At 63.7% G+C, this 524-nt stretch carries 1 protein-coding gene; it reads right to left on the bottom strand.

The annotated features are described in order from the left end of the window. The coding region (locus tag O5O46_RS35110; protein WP_269859744.1) for a catalase at positions 1-524 on the bottom strand (524 nt) is incomplete at both ends.

The following is a 524-nucleotide window of genomic DNA, read 5'->3' as shown; positions in this document are numbered from 1 at the left end:
ACCAGTCGGCCGATGGGCCGGACCGGCACCAGTTCTTCGGGGATGATCTTCGTGGCGTCGAGCAGGTCGAAGTCGAAACTGAACTCGTCCTCCTCGGCGACCAGTTGAACCCCCAGCTCCCACTCCGGGAACTCGCCCGCCTCGATCGCCTCCCACAGGTCGCGCCGGTTGAAGTCGGGGTCGCGGCCTGCGGCGATCTGCGCCTCATCCCACACAAGGGAGTTGACGCCCAGCTTCGGCTTCCAGTGGAACTTCACGAAGGTTCCACGACCCTCGGCGTTGACGAACCGGAAGGTGTGTACTCCGAAGCCCTGCATCATCCGGAAGCTGCGCGGGATGGCCCGGTCCGACATCAGCCACATGAGCATGTGGGTCGATTCCGGCTGCAGCGAGCAGAAGTCCCAGAAGGTGTCGTGCGCCGAGGCACCCGTGGGCATCTCGTTGTGCGGCTCCATCTTCACCGCGTGCACGAAGTCCGGGAACTTGATGGCGTCCTGGATGAAGAACACCGGGAAGTTGTTGCC

Origin of the sequence: Streptomyces sp. RPT161, assembly GCF_027533845.1 — a bacterium.
Taxonomy (GTDB): Bacteria; Actinomycetota; Actinomycetes; order Streptomycetales; family Streptomycetaceae; genus Streptantibioticus_A; species Streptantibioticus_A silvisoli_A.
This window is presented reverse-complemented; position numbering and strand designations above follow the sequence as displayed.